Raw genomic sequence first — 23,762 nt, forward strand, 5'->3', positions numbered from 1 at the left:
ATCAGGAGTCACACCATGACCATTACCTCTCTGGATGGCTATCGCTGGTTGAAGAACGATATTATTCGCGGCAATTTTCAGCCGGATGAAAAATTACGGATGAGTTTGCTGACATCGCGTTATGCACTTGGCGTCGGGCCGTTGCGGGAAGCGCTTTCGCAACTGGTGGCAGAACGACTGGTCACGGTGGTGAATCAAAAAGGGTATCGGGTGGCGTCTATGTCAGAGCAGGAGTTGCTCGATATTTTCGATGCCCGTGCCAATATGGAAGCGATGCTGGTAAGCCTGGCGATTGCCCGCGGTGGCGATGAGTGGGAGGCAGACGTTCTTGCGAAGGCGCATCTGCTCAGTAAGCTTGAGGCCTGTGACGCCAGTGAGAAAATGCTTGATGAGTGGGATCTGCGTCATCAGGCGTTTCATACTGCAATTGTGACAGGCTGTGGTTCTCACTATTTGCTGCAAATGCGTGAACGGTTGTTTGATCTGGCGGCGCGCTATCGCTTCATCTGGTTGCGGCGAACGGTGCTTTCCGTGGAAATGCTGGAAGATAAACACAACCAACATCAAATTTTAACCGAAGCTGTGCTGGCGCGGGATGCCGCGCGCGCCAGTGAGTTAATGCGCCAGCATTTGCTGACGCCGATTCCCATTATCCAGCAGGCGATGGCGGACTAACCGCTATTACTCTGGAATACGCAACACTTGTCCCGGATAAATTTTATCCGGGCTTTTCAGCATCGGTTTATTCGCTTCGAAGATTTTATTGTACAGATTGGCGTTGCCGTAGACCTGTTTGGAAATGGCGCTAAGAGTGTCGCCAGACTTAACGGTATAAAACTGGCTGGCAGTGGCTGGTGTCGCAGTTTTTACCTGATCGTCGACGCTGGCGATACCAGAAATATTCCCCACCGCAACAAGGATTTTTTCCTTCGCTTCCTGGCTCAAACCATCACCAGTCACTGTCGCTTTGCCATCGGTAATTTGGATATTTACTTTATCGGCATCTGGAATGCCGGTTTTGTTCAGATGCTCCTGCACCTTCTTCGCCTGATCGTCTTTATCATGCTGACCAGTAACTGTATCCCAGAGTTTTTCTCCGGCATCTTTCACAAAATTGAACAGACCCATAGTTACCTCGTTCGTTAACGGAAACACTCAGAAAGTGTAGCAGAGGAACGCGGCGCACTAACGCCGCGGAGTAAGCACAGAGTTAATCTCGGGTTTGCACCCAGAAAGCGTGAATTAAACCAGGGATATACCCAAGCAGCGTCAACAAGATATTAATGATGAACGCCCAACCAAATCCTTTGCCCAGCAGCACGCCGAGCGGCGGCAAAATGATGGTGATGACGATTCTCCAGAAACCCATATGTACTCCCTATAAGAAAATTAACCATTGTTTAAAAAGAGATTTTATCTCCTAAGCGAAATAATTTTAGCGGAACCTGCCAGTTTCAGCCTACGCGTTTACCCTCATTTACGCTGCTGACGCTGGTATACGTTGAACTTTTAGTTTAGAATTTACTTAATTTAGAAAACACTTAAATAATTATGACTGAACTCGCCCAACTACAGGCCAGCGCCGAACAGGCTGCGGCCTTACTGAAAGCAATGAGTCACCCCAAACGGTTGTTGATTCTGTGCATGCTTTGCGGGTCACCTGGGACCAGCGCCGGAGAACTGGCTCGCATTACCGGACTTAGCGCCTCCGCCACGTCACAGCATCTGGCTCGCATGCGTGACGAGGGACTTATTGACAGCCAGCGGGACGCCCAACGCATTCTTTATTCCATTAAAAATGAGGCGGTAAATGCCATTATCGCCACCCTGAAAAATATCTATTGTCCGTAAGGAGTGACGATGGCTTTGATAACAATTTCACCGCATGACGCGCAAGAATTAATCGCGCGTGGTGCAAAGTTAATCGATATTCGTGATGCCGACGAATATCTTCGTGAACATATTCCAGCAGCCTCTCTGGCACCATTATCCGTGATAGAACAGTCTGGTCTTCCGGATAAATTGCGTAGCGAACAAATTATATTCCACTGCCAGGCAGGTAAACGCACCAGCAATAACGCCGATAAATTAGCAGCGATTGCCGCCCCCGCAGAGGTCTTTTTACTGGAAGATGGGATCGATGGCTGGAAAAAAGCGGGATTGCCAGTAGCAGAAAATAAATCTCAACCGTTGCCATTAATGCGTCAGGTACAGATCGCCGCTGGCGGCTTAATATTAATCGGCGTCGTACTGGGTTATGCCATTAATAGCAGCTTCTTCTTATTAAGTGGATTTGTCGGCGCAGGATTAATGTTTGCAGGAATCAGCGGTTTTTGCGGGATGGCAAGGCTATTAGACAAGATGCCGTGGAATCAGCGAACTTGAGAAGCAACGCCGGATGCGCCATAGAGGCGGCATCCGGCGCCAGGGATTAGATCAGGAAATCGTCGAGAGATTTACCTTCTGCCAGCGCCTGAGCAATTGGCTTCGGCGTACGGCCCTGACCGGTCCAGGTTTTGGTTTCACCATTGAAGTCGGTGAATTTATATTTTGCTGGACGCGGTTCACGCTTTTTACCTGCACGCGGAGCAGCGGTGCCGTTAGCCAATAACTCTTCCGGGTTAATACCATCAGCTTTCATCAGCTCCAGCCAGGTGCTAATTTTTTCCTGGCGTTCTGCCAGTTCACGCTGCTGCTGTTCTTCTTCTTCACGTCTTTCTTTAGTGACAACCCTGAATTTTTCGAGCATTTCTTCAAGAACGTCAATGGAGAATTCGCGAGCCATTGCACGAAGGGTGCGGATATTATTTAAGCTTTGTAACATTACAGACATAATAAAGAAAACCTTTTAACGCCAAAACAAAAAGTATTTCGCCGCGTAGTGTAAGCGATCACTTATTATATTTCCACAAAATTTAATATATTTACAATCGCGAAGGGATATTATTTCGCGCGTTATTTGCTGACACATTAATGCTTATATGCAAATTATATAGCAGCCATTTAACTTACTTATTACAGCTACTGGTGAGTGTTCCGGCGTACGATACAACCTCCCGGCCGATAATGGAACACGCAACCAGCATAAATATGCATATAAAAAGAATACATATTAGTTATTCAAACCTGAAACTTTGTGCTGCCATTACAGGCTTTACAACATAAAAGATGCTGAATGAGGCCAGGCGCGCTCCTAAGCCGAATTCTCTACGCTTTGCTGCGTAAACACACCTTGATCACTCTGCCAAAAGACATCTGAACTACGTCATAACATAATGATTTAAAATAACATTATCTTTTAAGACATAAAAAAATCCAGAATGTACAAAAAATGCGCCACTACGGAATATTTTATCTACAAAAACCAAGGAAATAAAAATTTTTCACTAATTGATAAGTCATAGCCAGCGATATACGCTATGCGAAAGTGCAAACGGTAATTTAAACCACTGCATTCACATTCATCCGATTTCGCGTTTATTAAGGAGCATGGGCATGTTCTCACCGCAGTCACGCTTGCGTCATGCAGTAGCAGATACGTTCGCGATGGTTGTTTACTGTTCTGTCGTGAACATGTTTATCGAAGTATTTCTCTCCGGAATGAGCTTCGAACAGTCCCTTTATTCCAGACTGGTAGCGATTCCGGTGAACATCTTAATTGCATGGCCATACGGTATGTACCGCGATCTATTTATGCGAATGGCACGCAAAGTTGGCTCGTCGGGCTGGGTAAAAAATCTTGCGGATATTCTGGCTTATGTGACGTTCCAGTCACCGGTATATATGGCAATCTTACTCGTCGTGGGCGCGGGTTGGCACCAGATTATGGCAGCAGTCAGTTCAAACATCGTCGTTTCGATGTTGATGGGTGCGGTCTATGGCTACTTCCTTGATTACTGCCGCCGCCTGTTCAAAGTCAGCAATTACCAGCAGGTAAAAGCCTGATCCTTCTTTGTCGCGACTGGCAATGCCAGTCGCGTCTTTAATTGGCTTCGCCAAACAATCCATGTAAATAACGTTCAAGCGCAACACGCGAGCTGAAACCGTGTGGAATGCCGTAATGCTCGTGACGCTCACCCGCTAAATAGAGCGGGAACTGCTGGTAATGATCGCAAGTTTTAATATCGGAAGCCGGTTCTGCCAGTGTCGAACTACGTTCTTTTAACGTGGGATGAATTACCAGTGCGGTACGTCCCATTCGCGCTTCGCGATTAACATAGACATAATTTTCCCCACGGCGATAACCATAAGTTTTCTGGGTTACCACATCGACGGTAAAACCGACTTTCTCAAGTACGCGCGCCACCTCGTCTGGTCGTAAATACATATTTTATCCTCGTTATTATCTACCGCGGCCCTACCTTACCTGATTGAGCATTCACAACGCTTTCAGAAAAGTCCATAAAGCCACGATGAATCTCTGTTAAGAAAATTATGGTCTACACTGAAAATTACATTGAATCCTGATGGGAGATCATATGTTTAACAGACCGAACCGTAACGACGTCGATGATGGCGTGCAGGATATTCAGAATGATGTCAATCAATTAGCTGACAGCCTGGAATCTGTATTGAAGTCCTGGGGCAGCGACGCTAAAGGGGAAGCCGAAGCCGCACGCAGTAAAGCTCAGGCTTTACTGAAAGAAACCAGAGCGCGGATGCATGGTCGAACTCGCGTCCAGCAAGCCGCGCGCGATGCTGTTGGCTGCGCAGACTCTTTTGTTCGTGAAAGACCCTGGTGTAGTGTGGGAACAGCTGCTGCGGTAGGTATTTTTATCGGCGCGTTGTTAAGCATGCGTAAATCGTAGTGAAACAATGATAATAAATACACGTCCCTGGCCCCGAAGCCTGACTTCGGGGTTTTTAACTTAAGGCACTGCGTAATTGTTGTGCCACCTGCTGCGCCATACTTTCGCTAACGATATTGGTAAACGAGAGCAGCAATCCTCCTTCCCCATTTGAGCGGATACGCCAGTCGCTAAGTGCCTGCACCGCAAGGCCAGCAGCATTGGCCTTACGCGCGTGGGCAATATCGTCGCCCACCATGCTGATAACCATCTGGATACCGCCTTTTTGCGGCACAACCTGAAATCCCTGCTGCGTCAACGCCTGCTCAATCCACTGCCGACGTTGAGCATAGTGCTGACGCATTTTCTTCAGATGCCGCCAGAAATGCCCCTCACGAATGAAATCTGCCAGTGTGTTCTGCCACAGTACGGGTACCGCACATGGCTCCAGTGACGCCTGTTGGCGGAATTGCGTAATCTGCTCCACCGGCACCACCAGCCACGCACAGCGCAGTGCAGGAAATAGCGATTTGCTGAATGTTCCGGCATAAATTACCCGCTGCGGTGCGTCGAGACTTTTCAGCGCCGGTAACGGCTTACCGTGATAGCGAAACTCACTGTCGTAATCATCTTCAATAATCCATGCCTGACTACGCTCTGCCCATTCCAGTATCTGGTGCCTGCGCGCTAAAGAAAGCGCCACACCCAGCGGGCTCTGGTGTGCCGGAGTAATCAGAGCAAAACGCGCATCAGGATAATTTTGTATTCCGCTTGTGACATCCAGTCCGTTGTCATCAACCGGCACCGGTAAAATTTCCACACCGTGGCGAGTGACAATCGGGCGAATCAGTGGAAAGCCGGGATCTTCCATCCACATCCCGTTTCCCGGTTTCGCCAGCGCGTGCAGAATTAAAGCCATTGAGGCCGCATAACCGTGAGTGATAAAGACCTGCTCTGGCTGACAATCAATCCCACGTGAAACGCGTAAGTAATCAACTATTGCCTCGCGCAACGCCGCCTCGCCGCAGACATCGCCTAATGCCAAATCAAAGCGCGTCTGGGTACGCAGACGGCGGCCCATCACCCGCGCCCACTGCTCTCGCGGAAAGAGATCGAGTGCGGGTAATCCCAATTGAAATGGCAATGGCTGCTGACTTTCACCAGCAAAAGCCACGACATCCACAGCAGATTGTTGCGGATGTATCTGCTCACTGACAAATGTGCCAGCCTGTCCCCGCCTGACCAGCCATCCTTGCGCCACCAGCTCAGCATACGCATTTTCGACAGTGGATCGAGAGACACCCAGTTCCTGCGACCAGGTACGACTCGAAGGTAGCCTTGCGCCAGGTTTCAGTTCCCCTTGCTCAATAGCCGTTTTTAACTGACGGGCGATATCCTGATAACGTGGCATATGGTCTGCTTTTTTACGTAATTTATGGCTCTCTTTAGCAGTCCATTATAGTGCTACATTGCGGGCGTTAATAAGAGGAGAAACTGTATGACTACATTACGTCAGCCTTACTACGAACTTAGCCCGGCAGTGTATAACGCACTGGTGCAGGCCAAAACAGCACTGGAAAATAGCGCGCTGGATACCACGCTGATGGAGTTAATTTATTTGCGCGTCTCGCAAATCAACGGCTGCGCATTTTGTCTGGAGATGCACAGCAAAGCATTACGCAAATCCGGCGTGCCACAGCACAAACTGGACGCCCTGGCAGGCTGGCGCGTAAGCCATCATTTTGACGATCGCGAGCGGGCGGCGCTGGCATGGGCGGAATCGGTAACCGATATTGCCCGAACTCATGCGGAAGACGAGGTTTATCAACCTTTGCTTGAGCATTTCAGCGCAGCAGAAATCAGCGACTTAACGTTTGCCATCGGGCTGATGAATTGTTTTAACCGTCTGGCCGTTTCCATGCGCATGTAACTTCTTGATGCCGGGTAATCGCCCGGCAAAAAAACACAAAATCCCCTACCCCGTCGGGCCATTCAGCGGTGGCGTAATCAATCTAAAATTCCCATATCTTGTATGGTTGAATCTTTTTTCAACTACATCTAGTATCTCTGTATCAACAGAGAGACAACCCGACGCGTATCATCGCGCCGTATCTTCATTTTAAACGGAAATACGAATCATGCGCATTACTATTTACACTCGTAACGATTGCGTTCAGTGCCACGCCACCAAACGGGCGATGGAAAACCGGGGCTTTGATTTTGAAATGATTAATGTCGATCGCGTTCCTGAAGCGGCAGAAGCGCTGCGTGCTCAGGGCTTTCGTCAGTTGCCGGTAGTGATTGCAGGCGATCTTAGCTGGTCTGGTTTCCGCCCGGACATGATCAATCGTCTGCATCCAGCGCCACACGCGGCCAGTGCATGAGCCAGCTCGTCTACTTTTCCAGCAGCTCCGAAAATACGCAGCGTTTTATCGAACGTTTAGGGCTGCCCGCGGTGCGCATCCCGCTTAATGAGCGGCAACGGATTCAGGTAGACGAGCCTTACATCCTGATCGTGCCCTCTTACGGCGGCGGCGGTACGGCTGGCGCGGTGCCACGACAGGTAATTCGCTTTTTAAACGACGAGCACAACCGGGCGTTGCTTCGCGGCGTGATTGCTTCGGGTAATCGCAACTTTGGTGAGGCGTATGGCCGCGCCGGAGATGTGATAGCCCGGAAATGCAGCGTGCCGTGGCTGTACCGCTTTGAGCTCATGGGTACGCAAAGCGATATCGAAAACGTTCGTAAAGGAGTAACCGAATTTTGGCAACGACAACCGCAGAACGCCTGACGCAGAACACGATGGATTACCACGCGCTGAATGCGATGCTTAACCTTTACGATAGCGCAGGTCGCATTCAGTTCGATAAAGACCACCAGGCTGTTGACGCCTTTATGGCGACGCATGTGCGTCCGAACAGTGTGACCTTCAGTAGCCAGCAGCAGCGCCTGAACTGGCTGGTCAACGAAGGTTACTATGATGAAAGCGTTCTTAATCGCTACTCTCGCGACTTTGTCATTACGCTGTTTGCCCACGCACACACCAGCGGTTTTCGTTTCCAGACATTCCTCGGGGCATGGAAGTTTTACACCAGCTATACGTTGAAGACATTCGACGGTAAACGTTATCTGGAAGATTTTGCCGATCGAGTCACGATGGTGGCGCTGACGCTGGCACAAGGCGATGAGACGCTGGCGACGCAACTGACTGATGAGATGCTGTCAGGACGCTTTCAGCCAGCCACGCCAACATTCCTCAACTGCGGTAAGCAGCAGCGCGGCGAACTGGTTTCCTGTTTTCTACTGCGCATTGAAGACAATATGGAGTCGATTGGCCGGGCAGTAAATTCCGCACTGCAACTGTCGAAACGCGGCGGCGGCGTGGCATTTTTGCTGTCGAATCTGCGGGAAGCGGGCGCGCCAATTAAACGTATTGAAAATCAATCTTCTGGTGTAATTCCGGTGATGAAAATGCTGGAAGACGCATTTTCCTATGCCAACCAACTCGGCGCTCGTCAGGGGGCAGGTGCAGTCTATTTACATGCCCATCATCCCGATATTCTGCGTTTTCTCGATACAAAGCGGGAAAATGCCGACGAAAAAATCCGCATTAAAACACTGTCGCTGGGCGTGGTGATCCCGGATATCACTTTCCATCTGGCAAAAGAGAATGCGCAGATGGCGCTGTTTTCGCCTTATGACGTTGAGCGAGTTTATGGCAAGCCGTTTGCCGATATCGCCATCAGTGAACACTATGACGAACTGGTTGCCGATGAACGCATCCGCAAAAAATACCTCAACGCCCGTGATTTCTTCCAGCGACTGGCAGAAATCCAGTTTGAGTCCGGCTATCCCTACATCATGTATGAAGACACGGTTAACCGTGCTAACCCTATCGCCGGGCGCATAAATATGAGCAATCTCTGCTCAGAAATTTTGCAGGTTAACAGCGCCTCAGAGTATGACGAGAATCTCGACTATACCCGCACAGGCCATGATATTTCCTGCAATTTAGGTTCGTTGAATATTGCCCACATCATGGATTCCCCCGACTTTGCCCGCACGGTAGAGACCGCGGTACGCGGTTTAACGGCGGTGTCAGATATGAGTCATATCCGCAGCGTGCCGTCCATCGAAGCCGGAAATGCCGCCTCACACGCCATCGGACTGGGGCAGATGAATTTACACGGTTATCTGGCGCGAGAAGGCATCGCTTATGGTTCACCGGAAGCACTGGATTTCACCAATCTCTATTTCTATACCATCACCTGGCACGCACTGCGTACCTCGATGTTGCTGGCGCGCGAACGCGGTGAAACCTTCGCCGGGTTCAAACAGTCACGCTATGCCAGCGGTGAATATTTCAGCCAATATCTGCAAGGTAACTGGCAGCCGAAAACGGCGAAAGTTGGCGAACTGTTTGCCCGCAGCGGAATTACGTTACCTACCCGTGAGATGTGGGCGCAACTGCGCGACGACGTGATGCGCTATGGCATATACAACCAGAATCTCCAGGCGGTGCCGCCAACCGGTTCTATCTCTTATATCAACCATGCCACGTCGAGTATTCATCCGATTGTGGCGAAAGTAGAGATACGCAAAGAGGGCAAAACAGGACGCGTTTACTACCCTGCCCCGTTTATGACTAACGAAAATCTGGCGCTATATCAGGATGCTTACGAAATTGGCGCAGAAAAGATCATCGACACCTATGCCGAAGCGACTCGCCATGTCGATCAGGGGCTGTCGCTGACGCTGTTTTTCCCCGATACCGCCACCACTCGCGATATCAACAAAGCGCAGATTTACGCCTGGCGCAAGGGTATCAAAACACTCTATTACATTCGCCTGCGTCAGATGGCGCTGGAAGGCACTGAAATTGAAGGCTGCGTCTCCTGTGCACTTTAAGGAATATCTATGAAACTCTCACGTATCAGCGCCATCAACTGGAACAAGATAACAGACGATAAAGATCTGGAGGTGTGGAATCGCCTGACCAGCAATTTCTGGCTACCAGAAAAGGTGCCACTATCGAACGATGTTCCTGCGTGGCAGACATTAAGTGTCGTAGAACAACAACTGACGATGCGCGTTTTTACTGGCCTGACGCTGCTCGATACGCTGCAAAATGTTATCGGCGCGCCTTCGCTGATGCCCGATGCGCTAACGCCTCATGAAGAGGCGGTATTATCGAATATCAGCTTTATGGAAGCGGTTCATGCCCGCTCTTACAGTTCGATTTTCTCGACGCTGTGCCAAACCAAAGATGTCGATGCCGCCTACGCCTGGAGTGAAGAAAACGCACCGTTGCAGCGAAAAGCACAGATTATTCAGCAACATTATCGCGGTGATAATCCGCTGAAAAAGAAAATCGCCAGTGTGTTTCTTGAATCATTTTTGTTCTATTCCGGTTTCTGGCTGCCGATGTATTTTTCCAGCCGCGGAAAGCTAACCAATACCGCAGACCTGATCCGTCTGATTATCCGCGATGAAGCAGTCCACGGTTACTACATCGGCTATAAATATCAGAAAAACCTGGAAAAGATCTCCCAGGCACAACGTGAAGAATTGAAGAGTTTCGCCTTCGATTTGTTGCTGGAACTTTATGACAACGAGTTGCAATACACCGATGAGCTGTACGCCGAAACAACGTGGGCTGACGATGTAAAAGCGTTTCTCTGCTACAACGCCAATAAGGCGTTGATGAATCTGGGCTACGAACCGCTTTTCCCGGCAGAAATGGCAGAAGTGAATCCGGCAATCCTCGCCGCGCTTTCGCCGAATGCCGATGAAAATCACGACTTCTTTTCCGGCTCTGGCTCCTCTTATGTGATGGGGAAAGCGGTCGAAACAGAAGATGAAGACTGGAATTTCTGACGGGGTTATTTTTCAAAAATATCACTACCCGCAGCAGGGAAATAATTCCCGCCAAATATCTTTATATCACGCAAATAATTTGTGGTGATCTACACTGACTCTCTGTTGCATTATTCGCCTGAAACTACAATATTCAGGCGTTTTTTCGCTATCTATAACAAAAAATATCAACTTTTCTCGATTTGCTCTCAGCCCTTATATCATGGGAAATTCCGGCAATTTGCTCGCATCAATATTCATGCCACATTTGCCATCAGGGGTTGCCTCAGATTCTCAGTATGTTAGGGTAGAAAAAAGTGACTATTTCCATTGGGTAATATATCGACATAAACAAATAACAGGAATCTTTCTATTGCATGGCAATTAAATTAGAAATTAAAAATCTTTATAAAATATTTGGCGAGCATCCACAGCGAGCGTTCAAATATATCGAACAAGGACTTTCAAAAGAACAAATTCTGGAAAAAACTGGGCTATCGCTTGGCGTAAAAGACGCCAGTCTGGCCATTGAAGAAGGCGAGATATTTGTCATCATGGGATTATCCGGTTCGGGTAAATCCACAATGGTACGCCTTCTCAATCGCCTGATTGAACCCACCCGCGGGCAAGTGCTGATTGATGGTGTGGATATTGCCAAAATATCCGACGCCGAACTCCGTGAGGTGCGCAGAAAAAAGATTGCGATGGTCTTCCAGTCCTTTGCCTTAATGCCGCATATGACCGTGCTGGACAATACTGCGTTTGGTATGGAATTGGCCGGAATTAATGCCGAAGAACGCCGGGAAAAAGCCATTGATGCACTGCGTCAGGTCGGGCTGGAAAATTATGCCCACAGCTACCCGGATGAACTCTCTGGCGGGATGCGTCAACGTGTGGGATTAGCCCGCGCGTTAGCAATTAATCCGGATATTTTATTAATGGATGAAGCCTTCTCGGCGCTCGATCCATTAATTCGCACCGAGATGCAGGATGAGCTGGTAAAATTACAGGCGAAACATCAGCGCACCATTGTCTTTATTTCCCACGATCTCGATGAAGCCATGCGTATTGGCGACCGAATTGCCATTATGCAAAATGGTGAAGTGGTACAGGTCGGCACACCGGATGAAATTCTCAATAATCCGGCGAATGATTATGTCCGTACCTTCTTCCGTGGCGTCGATATTAGCCAGGTATTCAGTGCGAAAGATATTGCCCGCCGCAGCCCTAATGGCTTAATTCGTAAAACCCCTGGCTTCGGCCCACGTTCGGCACTGAAATTATTGCAGGATGAAGATCGCGAATATGGCTACGTTATCGAACGCGGTAATAAGTTTGTCGGCGCAGTCTCTATCGATTCGCTTAAGGCCGCATTAACGCAGCAGCAAGGTCTTGATGCGGCGCTGATTGATGCGCCGTTAGCGGTCGATGCGCAAACGCCTCTTAGCGAGTTGCTCTCTCATGTCGGACAGGCACCCTGTGCGGTGCCCGTGGTCGACGAGGACCAACAGTATGTCGGCATCATTTCGAAAGGAATGCTGCTGCGCGCTTTAGATCGTGAGGGGGTAAATAATGGCTGATCAAAATAATCCGTGGGATACCACACCAGCGGCGGACAGTGCCGCACAATCCGCAGATGCCTGGGGTACACCGGCTGCTACACCGACTGACGGTGGCGGCGCCGACTGGCTGACCAGCACGCCTGCTCCAAACGCCGAGCATTTTAATATTCTCGATCCGTTCCATAAGACACTGATCCCACTCGACAGTTGGGTCACTGAAGGGATCGACTGGGTCGTTACCCATTTCCGTCCCGTCTTCCAGGGCGTGCGCGTTCCGGTCGATTACATCCTCAACGGTTTCCAGCAATTGCTGCTGGGTATGCCCGCGCCGGTGGCGATTATCGTTTTCGCTCTCATCGCCTGGCAAATTTCCGGGGTTGGAATGGGGGTTGCGACGCTGATTTCGCTGATTGCCATCGGCGCAATCGGTGCCTGGTCACAGGCAATGGTTACTCTGGCGCTGGTGTTAACCGCCCTGCTGTTCTGTATCGTCATCGGTTTGCCGTTGGGGATCTGGCTGGCGAGAAGTCCGCGAGCGGCGAAAATTATTCGTCCACTGCTTGATGCCATGCAGACCACGCCCGCGTTTGTTTATCTGGTGCCAATCGTCATGCTGTTTGGTATCGGTAACGTGCCGGGCGTGGTGGTGACGATCATCTTTGCGCTGCCGCCGATTATCCGTCTGACTATTCTGGGGATTAACCAGGTTCCGGCGGATCTGATTGAAGCCTCGCGCTCATTCGGTGCCAGCCCGCGCCAGATGCTGTTCAAAGTTCAGTTACCGCTGGCGATGCCTACCATTATGGCGGGCGTTAACCAGACGCTGATGCTGGCCCTTTCTATGGTGGTCATCGCCTCGATGATTGCCGTCGGCGGGCTGGGTCAGATGGTACTTCGCGGTATCGGGCGTCTGGATATGGGGCTTGCCACCGTTGGCGGCGTCGGGATTGTGATCCTCGCCATTATCCTCGACCGCCTGACGCAGGCCGTTGGGCGCGACTCACGCAGTCGCGGCAACCGTCGCTGGTACACCACTGGTCCTGTCGGTCTGCTGACCCGCCCATTCATTAAGTAACTCTGCACTTGCCCGGTGACGCCGGGCATATCACCCTGCCCAAAAAAGGAATAACAATGCGACATAGCGTACTTTTTGCGACAGCGTTTGCCACGCTTATCTCTACACAAACTTTTGCTGCCGATCTGCCGGGCAAAGGCATTACCGTTAATCCGGTTCAGAGCACCATCACCGAAGAAACTTTCCAGACGCTGCTGGTCAGCCGTGCGCTGGAGAAATTAGGTTATACCGTCAATAAACCCAGCGAAGTGGATTACAACGTTGGCTATACCTCGCTTGCATCTGGCGATGCGACCTTTACCGCCGTGAACTGGACGCCACTGCATGACAACATGTACGAAGCTGCCGGTGGCGATAAGAAATTTTATCGTGAAGGGGTATTTGTTAACGGCGCGGCACAAGGTTACCTGATCGATAAGAAAACTGCCGACCAGTACAAAATCACCAACATCGCGCAACTGAAAGATCCGAAGATCGCCAAACTGTTCGATACCAACGGCGACGGTAAAGCGGATTTAACCGGCTGTAACCCTGGCTGGGGCTGCGAAGGTGCCATCAACCACCAGCTTGCTGCGTATGAACTGACCAACACCGTGACGCATAATCAGGGGAACTACGCAGCGATGATGGCTGACACCATCAGTCGTTTCAAAGAGGGTAAGCCGGTGTTTTACTACACCTGGACGCCGTACTGGGTGAGTAATGAGCTGAAGCCAGGGAAAGATGTGGTCTGGTTGCAGGTGCCGTTCTCTGCACTGCCGGGCGATAAAAATGCCGATACCAAACTGCCGAATGGTGCGAATTACGGCTTCCCGGTCAGCACCATGCATATCGTTGCCAACAAAGCCTGGGCCGAGAAAAACCCGGCAGCAGCGAAACTGTTTGCCATTATGCAGTTGCCAGTGGCAGATATTAACGCCCAGAACGCCATTATGCATGACGGCAAAGCCTCAGAAGGCGATATTCAGGGCCATGTTGATGGCTGGATCAAAGCCCACCAGCAGCAGTTCGATGGCTGGGTGAATGAGGCGCTGGCAGCGCAGAAGTAATTTTTATTCGGGCGGATAAGGCGTTTTCGCCGCATCCGCCGCTCTGTACACAATGCCTGATGCGACGCTAACGCGTCTTATCATGCCTACAAAACACACTCATTCCGTAGGGCGGATAAGGCGTTTTTGCCGCATCCGCAGCTCTGTGCACAATGCCTGATGCGACGCTAACGCGTCTTATCATGCCTACAAACCACACCGCACATTTCAACAATCTATCTTTCATCCCATATTCATCAACATCCGCTATTATTGATTTCCAGCTTAATCATCACCTGATGAACAAAAATAATGACTAAACCCAATCATGAGCTTAGCCCGGCGCTGATCGTGCTAATGTCTATCGCCACCGGTCTGGCGGTCGCCAGCAACTATTACGCACAGCCATTGCTCGACACCATCGCGCGTAACTTTTCCCTTTCTGCCAGTTCGGCAGGCTTTATTGTTACCGCCGCGCAGTTGGGCTATGCCGCAGGTCTGCTGTTTCTTGTTCCCCTCGGTGATATGTTTGAACGCCGCCGCCTGATTGTCACCATGACCTTACTGGCAGCAGGCGGTATGTTGATTACCGCCAGCAGTCAGTCGCTGGCGATGATGATCCTCGGTACGGCATTAACCGGTTTATTCTCGGTCGTGGCACAAATTCTGGTTCCGCTGGCAGCGACGCTGGCTTCACCGGACAAACGCGGCAAGGTGGTTGGCACCATTATGAGTGGCCTGCTGCTGGGGATTTTGCTGGCGCGTACCGTTGCCGGGTTGCTGGCGAATCTCGGCGGCTGGCGCACCGTCTTTTGGGTCGCATCGGTGTTAATGGCACTGATGGCACTGGCGTTATGGCGCGGCCTGCCACAAATGAAATCTGAAACCCACCTCAACTACCCACAGTTGCTTGGTTCCGTTTTCAGCATGTTTATCAGCGAGAAGATCCTGCGTACCCGCGCGATACTGGGCTGCCTGACCTTTGCCAACTTTAGCATTCTCTGGACATCAATGGCTTTTTTGCTCGCCGCGCCGCCTTTTAATTACAGCGATGGTGTAATTGGTCTGTTTGGACTTGCGGGGGCTGCCGGGGCGTTGGGCGCTCGCCCGGCGGGCGGTTTTGCCGATAAAGGCAAATCGCATCTCACAACAACGTTTGGTCTGCTGCTGCTGTTACTTTCATGGTTGGCGATCTGGTTTGGCCACGCTTCCGTACTGGCGCTAATTATCGGCATTCTGATACTGGATCTCACCGTGCAGGGCGTGCATATCACCAATCAAACCGTGATTTATCGTATTCATCCTGATGCGCGTAATCGCCTGACCGCAGGTTACATGACCAGCTACTTTATTGGCGGTGCTGCTGGTTCGATGATCTCGGCATCCGCCTGGCAACATGCCGGTTGGGCTGGCGTTTGTCTGGCTGGCGCGACGATTGCCCTGGTTAACTTACTGGTCTGGTGGCGAGGTTTTCATCGTCAGGAAGTCGCAAATTAAGCAATCAGCAACCGTTTTCGTGGCTTTACACTTATAAGGGTGTTAAGAATCCCATCAGTCTGATAAGGTTAGGATATTCATCCAGACTATTAATAATATTAACAATCGTTAAGCGTACACTCTATGGTAAGCCCTACTCCACTGCCTGCTTCTGGTTCGGCGACCTTCATGGAAGGCTGCAAAGACAGTTTACCGATTGTTATTAGTTATATTCCGGTGGCCTTTGCATTTGGTCTAAATGCGACCCGTCTGGGATTCTCTCCCCTGGAAAGCGTTTTTTTCTCCTGCATTATTTATGCAGGAGCGAGCCAGTTTGTCATCACCGCAATGCTGGCAGCTGGTAGTAGCTTGTGGGTAGCCGCATTGACCGTTATGGCAATGGATGTTCGCCATGTACTGTATGGTCCATCGTTGCGTAGCCGCATTGTTCAACGCCTGCAAAAATCGAAAACCGCACTGTGGGCGTTTGGCCTGACGGACGAAGTTTTTGCCGCAGCAACGGCAAAACTGGTACGTAATAATCGCCGCTGGAGCGAAAACTGGATGATCGGCATTGCCTTCAGTTCATGGTCATCGTGGGTATTTGGTACGGTAATAGGGGCATTTTCGGGCAGCGGTTTGCTGCAAGGTTATCCAGCCGTCGAAGCAGCATTAGGCTTTATGCTGCCGGCACTCTTTATGAGTTTTCTGCTCGCCTCTTTCCAGCGCAAACAATCTCTTTGCGTTACCGCAGCGTTAGTTGGTGCCCTTGCTGGCGTAACGCTATTTTCTATTCCCGTCGCCATTCTGGCAGGCATTGTCTTTGGCTGCCTCACTGCGTTAATCCAGTCATTCTGGCAAGGAGCACCTGATGAGCTATGAGGTTCTGCTGCTTGGATTACTGGTTGGCGCGGCGAATTACTGCTTCCGCTATTTACCCCTACGCCTGCGAGTGGGCAATGCCCGCCCAACCAAGCGTGGCGCAGTGGGTATTTTGCTCGACACCATTGGCATCGCCTCGATTTGCGCTCTGCTGGTTGTCTCTACCGCACCAGAAGTGATACACGATTCACGCCGTTTCGTACCCACGCTGGTCGGTTTTGCGGTACTGGGAGCCAGTTTCTATAAAACACGCAGCATCATTATTCCCACTTTATTGAGTGCGCTGGCCTACGGGCTGACGTGGAAAGTGATGACGTTTCTATAGACCACAAGAATCATTTTTCTAAAACAATACATTTACTTTATTTGTCACTGTCGTTACTATATCGGCTGAAATTAATGAGGTCATACCCAAATGGATAGTTCGTTTACGCCCATTGAACAAATGCTAAAATTTCGCGCCAGCCGCCACGAAGATTTTCCTTATCAGGAGATCCTTCTGACCCGTCTTTGTATGCATATGCAAAGCAAGCTGCTGGAGAACCGCAATAAAATGCTGAAGGCTCAGGGGATTAACGAGACGTTGTTTATGGCGTTGATTACGCTGGAGTCTCAGGAAAACCACAGTATTCAGCCTTCTGAATTGAGCTGTGCTCTTGGATCATCCCGTACCAATGCGACGCGTATTGCCGATGAGCTGGAAAAACGTGGCTGGATCGAACGTCGTGAAAGCGATAACGATCGCCGCTGCCTGCATCTGCAATTAACGGAAAAAGGTCACGAGTTTTTGCGCGAGGTTTTACCGCCGCAGCATAACTGCCTGCATCAACTCTGGTCCGCGCTCAGCACAACAGAAAAAGATCAGCTCGAGCAAATCACCCGCAAATTGCTCTCCCGTCTCGATCAGATGGAACAAGACGGTGCTGTTCTCGAAGCGATGAGCTAACGCGTCATCTCGCTCAAAAATCCAGACTTATAAAAGAAAAACTGACCGGCCAGCATCGCAACGTGCTGGCCTTTTTGGCAAGCAGGTCGGCTCAGCCGATGAGTTAAGAAGATCGTGGAGAATACTATGAGCGCAAATGCGGAGACACAAACCCCGCAGCAACCGGTAAAGAAGAGCGGCAAACGTAAGCGTCTGCTCCTCCTTCTCACCTTGCTCTTTATTATTATTGCCGTAGCGATAGGGATTTATTGGTTTTTGGTACTGCGTCATTTCGAAGAAACGGATGACGCATACGTGGCAGGAAATCAGATTCAAATTATGTCTCAGGTGTCAGGCAGTGTGACGAAAGTCTGGGCCGATAACACCGATTTTGTAAAAGAAGGCGATGTGCTGGTCACTCTCGACCCGACGGATGCTCGCCAGGCGTTTGAAAAAGCCAAAACTGCGCTGGCTTCCAGCGTACGTCAAACCCACCAACTGATGATTAACAGCAAACAGTTGCAGGCAAATATTGAGGTGCAGAAAATCGCCCTCGCCAAAGCTCAGAGTGACTACAACCGCCGCGTGCCGCTGGGCAATGCCAACCTGATTGGCCGCGAAGAGCTGCAACACGCCCGCGACGCCGTCACCAGCGCCCAGGCGCAGCTGGATGTCGCCATTCAACAATACAATGCCAATCAGGCGATGATTCTGGGGACTAAACTGGAAGATCAACCTGCCGTGCAACAGGCTGCCACTGAAGTGCGTAATGCCTGGCTGGCGCTGGAGCGTACCCGTATTGTCAGCCCGATGACTGGTTATGTCTCCCGTCGCGCAGTACAGCCTGGTGCACAAATTAGCCCAACCACGCCGCTGATGGCGGTCGTTCCAGCCACGAATATGTGGGTGGATGCTAACTTTAAAGAGACGCAGATTGCCAATATGCGCATCGGTCAGCCGGTTACCATCACCACCGATATTTACGGCGATGATGTGAAATACACCGGTAAAGTGGTTGGTCTGGATATGGGTACGGGTAGCGCGTTCTCGCTGCTTCCGGCGCAAAACGCCACCGGTAACTGGATCAAAGTCGTTCAGCGTCTGCCTGTTCGTATCGAACTGGACCAGAAACAGTTGGAACAATACCCGCTGCGTATCGGTTTATCCACGCTGGTGAGCGTCAATACCACTAACCGTGACGGCCAGGTACTGGCAAACAAAGTACGCTCCACACCGGTCGCGGTAAGCACCGCGCGTGAAATCAGCCTGGCACCTGTCAATAAACTGATCGACGACATCGTAAAAGCTAACGCTGGCTAATCCAGAGGTGCGTGTGATGCAACAGCAAAAACCGCTGGAAGGCGCGCAACTGGTCATTATGACGATTGCGCTGTCGCTGGCGACATTCATGCAGGTGCTGGACTCCACCATTGCTAACGTGGCGATCCCCACTATCGCCGGGAACCTGGGTTCATCACTCAGTCAGGGAACGTGGGTAATCACCTCCTTCGGGGTGGCGAATGCCATCTCGATCCCGCTTACCGGCTGGCTGGCAAAGCGCTTCGGGGAAGTGAAACTGTTCCTCTGGTCGACCATCGCCTTCGCCATTGCTTCGTGGGCATGTGGTGTCTCCAGCAGTCTGAATATGCTGATCTTCTTCCGCGTGATTCAGGGGATTGTCGCCGGGCCATTGATCCCGCTTTCGCAAAGTCTGTTACTGAATAACTACCCACCGGCCAAACGTTCTATCGCGCTGGCGTTGTGGTCGATGACGGTGATTGTCGCGCCAATTTGCGGCCCGATCCTCGGCGGTTATATCAGTGATAATTACCACTGGGGCTGGATATTCTTCATCAACGTGCCGATTGGCGTGGCGGTGGTATTGATGACACTGCAAACCCTGCGCGGACGCGAAACCCGCACCGAACGGCGGCGGATTGATGCCGTGGGGCTGGCGCTGCTGGTGATTGGTATCGGCAGCCTGCAGATTATGCTCGACCGGGGTAAAGAGCTGGACTGGTTCTCATCACAGGAAATTATCATCCTCACCGTGGTAGCGGTGGTGGCTATCTGCTTCCTGATTGTCTGGGAGCTAACGGATGATAACCCGATAGTCGATCTGTCGTTGTTTAAGTCGCGCAACTTCACCATCGGCTGCTTGTGTATCAGCCTCGCGTATATGCTCTACTTCGGCGCTATTGTTCTGCTGCCGCAGCTGTTGCAGGAAGTCTACGGCTACACGGCAACATGGGCAGGGCTGGCCTCTGCGCCGGTAGGGATTATTCCGGTGATCCTGTCGCCGATTATCGGTCGATTTGCGCATAAACTGGATATGCGGCGGCTGGTGACGTTCAGCTTTATTATGTATGCCGTCTGCTTCTACTGGCGTGCCTATACCTTTGAACCGGGTATGGATTTTGGCGCGTCGGCCTGGCCGCAGTTTATCCAGGGCTTCGCAGTGGCCTGCTTCTTTATGCCGCTGACCACCATTACGCTGTCTGGTCTGCCACCGGAACGACTGGCGGCGGCGTCGAGCCTCTCCAACTTTACGCGAACGCTGGCGGGGTCTATCGGTACGTCCATAACGACGACGATGTGGACTAACCGCGAGTCGATGCACCATGCTCAGTTGACCGAATCGGTGAACCCGTATAACCCGAACGCCCAGGCGATGTACAGTCAACTGGAAGGTCTGGGGATGACGCAACAGCAGGCATCGGGCTGGATTGCTCAGCAGATCACCAATCAGGGGCTGATTATTTCCGCCAATGAGATCTTCTGGATGTCAGCCGGGATATTCCTCATCCTGCTGGGGCTGGTGTGGTTTGCTAAACCGCCATTTGGCGCAGGTGGCGGCGGAGGCGGTGCGCACTAAGGTTGTCAAAGGGAGCTGCAGCTCCCTTTTTTATATGCTCATTCTGTAAACGGTTGTTTAATCAACGCCAAATGATGCCATTATTGAGAGTTGCTTAATAAACAGTTCTGCAATCAAAAAAATAGACAATGTATTTATATTCTTCTTAAGAATCGTGTGTTTTATCTCATATTTTTATGCGTTTTATCGATACACAGAAATCACATTTATATTATTTTTTTGATAAAAATCCTGGTGTTTACCCCTTCTAAGAAAATGTACAAACAATAAACATGCAATTAATTCGTCACTTTTATTAAATTCAAAAAATATCGGCATCATATATCTTAATGATTTTCCTCATTTTTCTTTTTATCATTTTTTACCACTTAAGATATTTAAAGATTTTTGCTACAGAAAACTATGCAACTTATTTTTTAGCACAACACCTAAATCATCAAAATAAATTAATATTAAATTAACCATAAATTAAACTGATTTATAAACATTGGTTTCACGCACTACTCTTCATTTAAAGAAACAGTAACCTGTTCCAAAGACGTTAAAATCTAATTTTCTTACGTAGTTACTGTGAGTTCATTATTTATCTAAAAATAAATCATAAGGATGAGAAGGAACTTTATGAACATCAAAAAGCATCCCTTGTCAACGCTGGCAATAGCTATTTCGACCGTGTTATCAATACCCGTTGCACTGGCATGGGCACCACCAACAAGTATCAACAGTGATGTTACTATCAACAATAATGATGTTGTAACGCTATCCTCATCCGAAAATAATTCATCAACCTGGGATCAATTTCGTTATCTTAATGTTGGAGCAACAAGTGAAGGAACGTTAAATATAGATGGGCGTGATCTGACCACCTCCAAAATCACAATCGGTAATGCAACTTCAGGGATAATGAAATTAGAAAACAATGCTCATCTGACGATTAATAAGGCATCGCCTTATGAACGCAATATTTATTTAGGTATCAATGGTGGTTCAGGAACCTTAATGGTGCTTAGCGGCAGTACTATCACCGATTTAAATGAATTCAGAATCGGTGAATATGATTACCAGGCACAAGGGCAAGTCATAATTGACGGTGCGGGTTCTTCCGTTTCTGCAACGTATGTGATGGTCGGCGATCAGGGAACAGGTAAACTCGAAATCACGCATGGCGGTCGTCTTACAGCATCAAAGGATGTGCTCATTGGTTTTACTGGAAGTTCAGCTGATTTTCACGGGACTGGATACGGTGAAACGCTGGTTGATGGCGATAATTCTTCATTAACAGTGAATGAATATATCAACCTCGGGGGATTGAGTTCATTGCAGAACGAGGCCAAGGGGATACTTACCGTTAGTAATAATGCCACGGTCAGTGCTAATCAATTTATCTGGCTTGGGATAGCAGAAACCAGCACCGGTATTCTAAACATTGGTGGAGCGCAGGGAGAAGCAGAACAGAAAGCGGGGATCATCAAGACGCCGATTATCCATATGGGAAGCAATGTCGGGAATAGTACTGCCCAAATTAATTTTAACCACTCCAGCGAAGATTTTATCCTGGCTGCAGATATAGTTGGCAAAGGCGAAGTTAACCAGGAAGGTTCCGGAGTCACGACGTTGACTGGCGCAAATACCTACTCTGGCCAAACAAATATTAATAAAGGCACCTTGCGCGCCGGTATCAACGATACCTTCAGCCCAAACTCCGATTATGTTGTCGACAGTGAAGGGAATATCGATTTAGACGGTTTTTCACAAACCTTAAATACACTGGATTTGGCGGGTACAGCAACACTGTCTTCCTCAAAAAATGGCGACAAATTCACGCCTGCCACACTCACCATTAATGGTAATTACACTGCTAATAATGGTTTGTTAGTTATGCGTACCGAACTCGGCGATGATAATTCCGCGACTGATAAGCTCATCGTAAAAGGGGATACTTCCGGTAGTACCCGCGTTATGGTCAACAATGCGGGCGGTCTGGGCGCGGATACTCTGGAAGGGATAAAAATTGTCGAGGTTGGCGGCCTGTCAGAGGGCGTTTTCAGTAAAGAAGGTCGTATTGTTGCCGGTCCCTATGACTACAACGTGGTAAAAAGCGACAACCAGAACTGGTTTTTAACCAGTGAAATTCCCGCAGGACCGTATACTCCGGTACTACCCGTCATCCCGGACCCCGATCCTGAGCCACCTGTAACACCTGAGCCCCCTGTAACACCAGAACCGCCTGTGACACCGGAGCCACCTGTAACACCAGAACCGCCTGTTAGAAAACATCTGTATCGCCCGGAAATTGGTAGCTATCTGGCCAATATTCAGGCGGCAAATACGCTGTTTAATACCCGGCTGCATGACCGTCTGGGGGAAACACAATACACCGACCTGCTCACTGGCGAGCAGAAAGTGACCAGCTTGTGGATGCGTAACATTGGCGGACATAATCGTTTTAAAGATCGCTCGGATGAATTGAGCACTCAGAGCAACCGTTATGTTCTGCAACTGGGTGGTGACCTCGCACAATGGAGCAGTAATGACCTTGATCGCTGGCATCTCGGCCTGATGGCTGGCTATGCCAACAGCAAGAGTCACACGCATTCCAATCTGACCGGGTACAGCTCACGTGGGCAAATCGACGGCTACAGTGTGGGCATGTATGGCACCTGGTACGCTAACGAAGCAGACAAAACAGGGACTTATGTTGACAGCTGGTTACTCTATAACTGGTTTGATAACACCGTCTCCGGCGAGTATCTGCCCAGTGAGAAATATCACTCTGACGGCATCACCGCCGCCATTGAAGCGGGTTATACCTTCCGTCTTGGTGAAAGCGCAGATGCACGTACCAGCTACTGGTTGCAGCCAAAAATGCAACTGACATGGATGGATGTGAAGGCAGACAATCATACGGAAGACAATGGCACGCTTGTTGAGGACAACACCGAAGGCAACCTGCAAACACGTCTGGGGGTGAAAGCGTATCTGCAGGGTCATCATGCTATTGATGATCATAAAGAGCGTTCTTTCCAGCCTTTCGTGGAAGCCAACTGGATTTATAACTCCCGCAATTACAGCGTGAAGATGGATCACATCGGCGATGAGATCATCGGCGCGCGTAACACTGGCGAGTTAAAAGCGGGGGTGGAAGGTCAGATTACTCCGCGTCTGCAACTGTGGGGCAACGTCGCCCAGCAGTTGGGTGACAACGGTTACAGTGATACCCAGGGAATGTTGGGCATGAAATATCTCTTTTAATGCCACTTTGCCACCTGTCACGTACAGGTGGCATGCTCCCTGCG

General features: G+C 50.0%; 25 protein-coding genes. 20 read left to right on the top strand and 5 right to left on the bottom strand.

All coding sequences use genetic code 11. The features are described 5' to 3' along the window. Positions 1 to 15 precede the first annotated feature (15 nt). A complete protein-coding gene (csiR, locus tag FFT88_RS18910) occupies positions 16 to 675 on the top strand; it encodes a DNA-binding transcriptional regulator CsiR (RefSeq protein WP_130217237.1) in 660 nt (219 codons plus the stop codon). A gap of 6 nt (positions 676 to 681) precedes the next feature. Here csiR and kbp read toward each other — a convergent pair whose 3' ends face one another. Together kbp and FFT88_RS18920 are read right to left on the bottom strand one after the other, a co-directional pair. Beyond that, positions 682 to 1,128: a potassium binding protein Kbp gene (gene kbp, locus FFT88_RS18915; protein ID WP_064529911.1), complete on the bottom strand. Its 447-nt coding sequence runs from the start codon at positions 1,126 to 1,128 to the stop codon at positions 682 to 684. A gap of 82 nt (positions 1,129 to 1,210) precedes the next feature. Beyond that, positions 1,211 to 1,369 carry a YqaE/Pmp3 family membrane protein gene (locus tag FFT88_RS18920; RefSeq protein WP_000508177.1) on the bottom strand — a complete coding sequence of 53 codons (159 nt, stop codon included), beginning with the start codon at positions 1,367 to 1,369 and terminating at the stop codon, positions 1,211 to 1,213. Between the two features lie 182 nt (positions 1,370 to 1,551). On the opposite strand from FFT88_RS18920, the gene FFT88_RS18925 reads away from it, so the two are divergent. Continuing rightward, positions 1,552 to 1,851: a metalloregulator ArsR/SmtB family transcription factor gene (locus FFT88_RS18925; protein ID WP_130208087.1), complete on the top strand. Its 300-nt coding sequence runs from the start codon at positions 1,552 to 1,554 to the stop codon at positions 1,849 to 1,851. Between the two features lie 9 nt (positions 1,852 to 1,860). Further along, the gene (locus tag FFT88_RS18930) at positions 1,861 to 2,385 is read left to right on the top strand and encodes a rhodanese family protein (RefSeq protein ID WP_130259147.1); all 525 of its coding nucleotides are present in this window, start codon (positions 1,861 to 1,863) and stop codon (positions 2,383 to 2,385) included. 46 nt (positions 2,386 to 2,431) lie between these two features. Here FFT88_RS18930 and stpA read toward each other — a convergent pair whose 3' ends face one another. Next, positions 2,432 to 2,833 (bottom strand): DNA-binding protein StpA, encoded by a 402-nt coding sequence (gene stpA / locus FFT88_RS18935; RefSeq protein WP_064529914.1) that lies wholly within the window; start codon positions 2,831 to 2,833, stop codon positions 2,432 to 2,434. Between the two features lie 662 nt (positions 2,834 to 3,495). Between stpA and alaE the strand changes: the two genes are divergently transcribed. Further along, positions 3,496 to 3,945 (top strand): L-alanine exporter AlaE, encoded by a 450-nt coding sequence (gene alaE / locus FFT88_RS18940; RefSeq protein ID WP_130208083.1) that lies wholly within the window; start codon positions 3,496 to 3,498, stop codon positions 3,943 to 3,945. 37 nt (positions 3,946 to 3,982) lie between these two features. On the opposite strand, the gene FFT88_RS18945 is transcribed toward alaE, so the two are convergent. Then, positions 3,983 to 4,327: a DUF2002 family protein gene (locus tag FFT88_RS18945; protein ID WP_130221564.1), complete on the bottom strand. Its 345-nt coding sequence runs from the start codon at positions 4,325 to 4,327 to the stop codon at positions 3,983 to 3,985. A 151-nt stretch (positions 4,328 to 4,478) separates the two neighbouring features. Here FFT88_RS18945 and FFT88_RS18950 point away from each other — a divergent pair, with 151 nt between their 5' ends. Continuing rightward, complete coding sequence (locus FFT88_RS18950) at positions 4,479 to 4,808, top strand: DUF883 domain-containing protein (protein ID WP_001295174.1); 330 nt, start codon at positions 4,479 to 4,481, stop codon at positions 4,806 to 4,808. A 55-nt stretch (positions 4,809 to 4,863) separates the two neighbouring features. On the opposite strand, the gene FFT88_RS18955 is transcribed toward FFT88_RS18950, so the two are convergent. Beyond that, positions 4,864 to 6,198: a PLP-dependent aminotransferase family protein gene (locus tag FFT88_RS18955; RefSeq protein WP_135403814.1), complete on the bottom strand. Its 1,335-nt coding sequence runs from the start codon at positions 6,196 to 6,198 to the stop codon at positions 4,864 to 4,866. A gap of 87 nt (positions 6,199 to 6,285) precedes the next feature. Between FFT88_RS18955 and FFT88_RS18960 the strand changes: the two genes are divergently transcribed. The 15 genes from FFT88_RS18960 to FFT88_RS19035 all read left to right on the top strand — a co-directional run bounded on the left by FFT88_RS18960 (position 6,286) and on the right by FFT88_RS19035 (position 23,718). Beyond that, positions 6,286 to 6,717, top strand: a complete 432-nt coding sequence (locus FFT88_RS18960) for a carboxymuconolactone decarboxylase family protein (protein WP_000209788.1) — start codon at positions 6,286 to 6,288, stop codon at positions 6,715 to 6,717. Positions 6,718 to 6,925: 208 nt separating this feature from the next. After that, complete coding sequence (nrdH, locus tag FFT88_RS18970) at positions 6,926 to 7,171, top strand: glutaredoxin-like protein NrdH (protein ID WP_001223227.1); 246 nt, start codon at positions 6,926 to 6,928, stop codon at positions 7,169 to 7,171. Beyond that, positions 7,168 to 7,578, top strand: coding sequence for a class Ib ribonucleoside-diphosphate reductase assembly flavoprotein NrdI (gene nrdI, locus FFT88_RS18975; protein ID WP_135403812.1), 411 nt, complete (start codon positions 7,168 to 7,170; stop codon positions 7,576 to 7,578). Before nrdH ends, nrdI begins: the two co-directional genes overlap by 4 nt. Next, entirely contained in the window at positions 7,551 to 9,695 is a 2,145-nt protein-coding gene (nrdE, locus tag FFT88_RS18980) for a class 1b ribonucleoside-diphosphate reductase subunit alpha (protein WP_135403811.1), read from the top strand. The genes nrdI and nrdE overlap by 28 nt, the downstream gene beginning before the upstream one ends. A gap of 9 nt (positions 9,696 to 9,704) precedes the next feature. Continuing rightward, a complete protein-coding gene (gene nrdF, locus FFT88_RS18985) occupies positions 9,705 to 10,664 on the top strand; it encodes a class 1b ribonucleoside-diphosphate reductase subunit beta (protein WP_135403810.1) in 960 nt (319 codons plus the stop codon). Positions 10,665 to 11,020: 356 nt separating this feature from the next. After that, complete coding sequence (gene proV / locus FFT88_RS18990; RefSeq protein WP_000985481.1) at positions 11,021 to 12,223, top strand: glycine betaine/L-proline ABC transporter ATP-binding protein ProV; 1,203 nt, start codon at positions 11,021 to 11,023, stop codon at positions 12,221 to 12,223. Then, positions 12,216 to 13,280, top strand: a complete 1,065-nt coding sequence (gene proW, locus FFT88_RS18995) for a glycine betaine/L-proline ABC transporter permease ProW (protein WP_135403809.1) — start codon at positions 12,216 to 12,218, stop codon at positions 13,278 to 13,280. The genes proV and proW overlap by 8 nt, the downstream gene beginning before the upstream one ends. A 56-nt stretch (positions 13,281 to 13,336) precedes the next feature. Further along, positions 13,337 to 14,329, top strand: coding sequence for a glycine betaine/L-proline ABC transporter substrate-binding protein ProX (proX, locus tag FFT88_RS19000; RefSeq protein ID WP_135403808.1), 993 nt, complete (start codon positions 13,337 to 13,339; stop codon positions 14,327 to 14,329). Between the two features lie 291 nt (positions 14,330 to 14,620). Then, on the top strand, positions 14,621 to 15,805 hold the full coding sequence (locus tag FFT88_RS19005) for an MFS transporter (protein ID WP_135403807.1): 1,185 nt from the start codon (positions 14,621 to 14,623) through the stop codon (positions 15,803 to 15,805). Between the two features lie 123 nt (positions 15,806 to 15,928). Beyond that, positions 15,929 to 16,666, top strand: a complete 738-nt coding sequence (gene ygaZ / locus FFT88_RS19010; RefSeq protein ID WP_130210896.1) for an L-valine exporter subunit YgaZ — start codon at positions 15,929 to 15,931, stop codon at positions 16,664 to 16,666. Continuing rightward, positions 16,656 to 16,991, top strand: coding sequence for an L-valine transporter subunit YgaH (gene ygaH, locus FFT88_RS19015; protein ID WP_130210894.1), 336 nt, complete (start codon positions 16,656 to 16,658; stop codon positions 16,989 to 16,991). Before ygaZ ends, ygaH begins: the two co-directional genes overlap by 11 nt. Positions 16,992 to 17,081: 90 nt before the next feature. Next, positions 17,082 to 17,612, top strand: coding sequence for a multidrug efflux transporter EmrAB transcriptional repressor EmrR (emrR, locus tag FFT88_RS19020; protein WP_000378441.1), 531 nt, complete (start codon positions 17,082 to 17,084; stop codon positions 17,610 to 17,612). Positions 17,613 to 17,738: 126 nt separating this feature from the next. Further along, the gene (emrA, locus tag FFT88_RS19025; RefSeq protein WP_001295175.1) at positions 17,739 to 18,911 is read left to right on the top strand and encodes a multidrug efflux MFS transporter periplasmic adaptor subunit EmrA; all 1,173 of its coding nucleotides are present in this window, start codon (positions 17,739 to 17,741) and stop codon (positions 18,909 to 18,911) included. A gap of 16 nt (positions 18,912 to 18,927) precedes the next feature. Next, positions 18,928 to 20,466, top strand: a complete 1,539-nt coding sequence (emrB, locus tag FFT88_RS19030) for a multidrug efflux MFS transporter permease subunit EmrB (RefSeq protein ID WP_130210892.1) — start codon at positions 18,928 to 18,930, stop codon at positions 20,464 to 20,466. A 621-nt stretch (positions 20,467 to 21,087) separates the two neighbouring features. After that, positions 21,088 to 23,718 carry an autotransporter outer membrane beta-barrel domain-containing protein gene (locus tag FFT88_RS19035; protein ID WP_135403806.1) on the top strand — a complete coding sequence of 877 codons (2,631 nt, stop codon included), beginning with the start codon at positions 21,088 to 21,090 and terminating at the stop codon, positions 23,716 to 23,718. Positions 23,719 to 23,762: the final 44 nt, after the last annotated feature.

Source organism: Escherichia sp. E4930 (assembly GCF_005845405.1).
GTDB lineage: Bacteria > Pseudomonadota > Gammaproteobacteria > Enterobacterales > Enterobacteriaceae > Escherichia.

Bases quoted from the DNA above. Each gene is read 5' to 3' on its own strand.
- csiR (WP_130217237.1), top strand. From the start codon at position 16: ATGACCATTACCTCTCTGGATGGCTATCGCTGGTTGAAGAACGATATT.
- kbp (WP_064529911.1), bottom strand. From the start codon at position 1,128: ATGGGTCTGTTCAATTTTGTGAAAGATGCCGGAGAAAAACTCTGGGAT.
- FFT88_RS18920 (WP_000508177.1), bottom strand. From the start codon at position 1,369: ATGGGTTTCTGGAGAATCGTCATCACCATCATTTTGCCGCCGCTCGGC.
- FFT88_RS18925 (WP_130208087.1), top strand. From the start codon at position 1,552: ATGACTGAACTCGCCCAACTACAGGCCAGCGCCGAACAGGCTGCGGCC.
- FFT88_RS18930 (WP_130259147.1), top strand. From the start codon at position 1,861: ATGGCTTTGATAACAATTTCACCGCATGACGCGCAAGAATTAATCGCG.
- stpA (WP_064529914.1), bottom strand. From the start codon at position 2,833: ATGTCTGTAATGTTACAAAGCTTAAATAATATCCGCACCCTTCGTGCA.
- alaE (WP_130208083.1), top strand. From the start codon at position 3,496: ATGTTCTCACCGCAGTCACGCTTGCGTCATGCAGTAGCAGATACGTTC.
- FFT88_RS18945 (WP_130221564.1), bottom strand. From the start codon at position 4,327: ATGTATTTACGACCAGACGAGGTGGCGCGCGTACTTGAGAAAGTCGGT.
- FFT88_RS18950 (WP_001295174.1), top strand. From the start codon at position 4,479: ATGTTTAACAGACCGAACCGTAACGACGTCGATGATGGCGTGCAGGAT.
- FFT88_RS18955 (WP_135403814.1), bottom strand. From the start codon at position 6,198: ATGCCACGTTATCAGGATATCGCCCGTCAGTTAAAAACGGCTATTGAG.
- FFT88_RS18960 (WP_000209788.1), top strand. From the start codon at position 6,286: ATGACTACATTACGTCAGCCTTACTACGAACTTAGCCCGGCAGTGTAT.
- nrdH (WP_001223227.1), top strand. From the start codon at position 6,926: ATGCGCATTACTATTTACACTCGTAACGATTGCGTTCAGTGCCACGCC.
- nrdI (WP_135403812.1), top strand. From the start codon at position 7,168: ATGAGCCAGCTCGTCTACTTTTCCAGCAGCTCCGAAAATACGCAGCGT.
- nrdF (WP_135403810.1), top strand. From the start codon at position 9,705: ATGAAACTCTCACGTATCAGCGCCATCAACTGGAACAAGATAACAGAC.
- proV (WP_000985481.1), top strand. From the start codon at position 11,021: ATGGCAATTAAATTAGAAATTAAAAATCTTTATAAAATATTTGGCGAG.
- proW (WP_135403809.1), top strand. From the start codon at position 12,216: ATGGCTGATCAAAATAATCCGTGGGATACCACACCAGCGGCGGACAGT.
- proX (WP_135403808.1), top strand. From the start codon at position 13,337: ATGCGACATAGCGTACTTTTTGCGACAGCGTTTGCCACGCTTATCTCT.
- FFT88_RS19005 (WP_135403807.1), top strand. From the start codon at position 14,621: ATGACTAAACCCAATCATGAGCTTAGCCCGGCGCTGATCGTGCTAATG.
- ygaZ (WP_130210896.1), top strand. From the start codon at position 15,929: ATGGTAAGCCCTACTCCACTGCCTGCTTCTGGTTCGGCGACCTTCATG.
- ygaH (WP_130210894.1), top strand. From the start codon at position 16,656: ATGAGCTATGAGGTTCTGCTGCTTGGATTACTGGTTGGCGCGGCGAAT.
- emrR (WP_000378441.1), top strand. From the start codon at position 17,082: ATGGATAGTTCGTTTACGCCCATTGAACAAATGCTAAAATTTCGCGCC.
- emrA (WP_001295175.1), top strand. From the start codon at position 17,739: ATGAGCGCAAATGCGGAGACACAAACCCCGCAGCAACCGGTAAAGAAG.
- emrB (WP_130210892.1), top strand. From the start codon at position 18,928: ATGCAACAGCAAAAACCGCTGGAAGGCGCGCAACTGGTCATTATGACG.
- FFT88_RS19035 (WP_135403806.1), top strand. From the start codon at position 21,088: ATGAACATCAAAAAGCATCCCTTGTCAACGCTGGCAATAGCTATTTCG.